Here is a 1,800-nt window from a genome sequence, read left to right as displayed (position 1 = left end):
CCCTCGTCCAGGGCCAGCAGGGAGAGCACGCCGGCCGGCCCCTCGGCCACCGCCTCGGCGATCCGCTCGCCGAGGCCGTCGCCGGACGGGTCGTCGGCGGCGGGCGAGACGGTCACCACGCGGGCCCCGTGCTCGCCGAGCGCCCGCGCGCAGAACGCGGCGGTCCCGTCGTCCTCGCCGCCCGGGACGACCAGCAGCCAGGTGCCGGAGAGTTCGGCGCCCTCGGTGCGGGCGATGCGCCGCCAGCGCACCCGGTAGCGCCAGTTGTCGATGGTGGAGCCGTCCCGGCGGCGTGCCCGCCAGGAGGAGAGCACCGGCAGCGCGGGCGCGGCCGCGGCCAGCGCGGCGCGGGCGTCCGGGTCGTCCACGCCGAGCGCCTCGGCCAGCCCGGCCGGGTCGGCCTCGGAGACCGCCGCCCAGAACCGCTCCTCGGCCGGGTCGCGCAGGGCGTCGCCGGCCGCGGCGCCGTGCGCCGTCGGCAGGTCGAGCCAGTAGCGCTGCCGCTGGAACGCGTAGGTGGGCAGCTCGACGGCGGTGGCCGGGGCGCCGCCGAGGACCGTGGCCCAGTCCGGGCGGGCGCCGTGGACGTGCGCCTCGGCGAGCGAGCGCAGGAACCGGGCCGGGCCGCCCTCGTCGCGGCGCAGGGTGCCGACCACGGTCACCTCGCCGGTGCCGGGGAGTTCCTCGGCGGCCTCCTGCACGCCGGGGCCCAGCACCGGGTGCGGGCTGGACTCGACGAAGGTGCGGTAGCCGTCCTCCAGCAGGGAGCGGACGGCGTGGGCGAACCGGACCGGCTCGCGCATGTTGCGGTACCAGTAGGCGGTGCCCAGCTCGGTGGTGTCGAGCGCGCCGCCGGTCACGGTGGAGTAGAAGGCCGTCCGGGCGGGCCGCGGCTCGATGCCGGCCAGCGCCTCCAGCACGGCCTCGCGCAGCGGCTCGACCTGCGGCGAGTGGCCGGCGCCGTTGACCCGGACCTTGCGCACCCGCACGTCCTCGGCGGCCAGCGCCTCGACGAACCCGTCGACCGTCCCCGGGTCTCCGGCGACCACGATCGAGCGCGGGCCGTTGACGGCGGCGATGTGCAGCTCGCCCGGCCAGGCCTCGATCCGGGCGGCCACCTCGTCCTCGGGCAGCGAGACCGACGCCATGGCGCCCTGCCCGGCGAGCGCCAGGAGCAGTCGGCTGCGCAGCGCGACGATCCGCATCGCGTCGGACAGCGTGAGCGCGCCCGCGACGTGGGCCGCCGCGATCTCCCCCTGGGAGTGCCCCACCACGGCGGCGGGGGTGATGCCGTGCGAGCGCCAGAGCGCGGCCAGCGACACCATCATGGTGAACAGCACGGGCTGGACGACGTCCATCCGCTCGATCGGCGGGGCGTCCTCGGAGCCGCGCAGCACGTCCTCCACCGACCAGTCGGCGTACTGGGCCAGGGCGGCGTCACAGGCCCGGACGGAGTCGCGGAAGACCTCGGAGGCCTCCAGCAGACCGGCGGCCATGCCGGCCCACTGGGTGCCCTGGCCGGGGAAGACGAACACGGTGCGGCCCCCGGCGGCGGCGACGCCGCGCACCAGGCCCTCGGCCGTCCGGTCCTCGGCGAGCGCCGTCAGCAGCTCGGTGAAGGACTCCCGGTCGTCGGCGAGGAGCACCGCGCGGTGGTCGAAGGCGGAGCGGCCGGACGACAGCGCTCCGGCGACCTGATCATTCGTCAATTCCGGACGGGTGGAGAGGTGTTCACGCAGCCGTGCGGCCTGCGCGCGCAGCGCGGCCTCGCCGCGGGCGGACAGCAGCCAGGGGGTGGGG

At 77.4% G+C, this 1,800-nt stretch carries 1 protein-coding gene; it reads right to left on the bottom strand.

What is annotated here, in order from left to right:
* On the bottom strand, positions 1-1,800 hold a 1,800-nt coding region (locus ACIQOV_RS40050), incomplete at both ends, for an acyltransferase domain-containing protein (RefSeq protein ID WP_401055883.1).

It is taken from the genome of Kitasatospora sp. NPDC091257 (assembly GCF_044757675.1).
Taxonomy (GTDB): domain Bacteria; phylum Actinomycetota; class Actinomycetes; order Streptomycetales; family Streptomycetaceae; genus Kitasatospora; species Kitasatospora lactacystinica.
The sequence above is the reverse complement of the archived record's forward strand: the minus strand, read 5'-3'. Positions and strand labels throughout refer to the sequence as shown.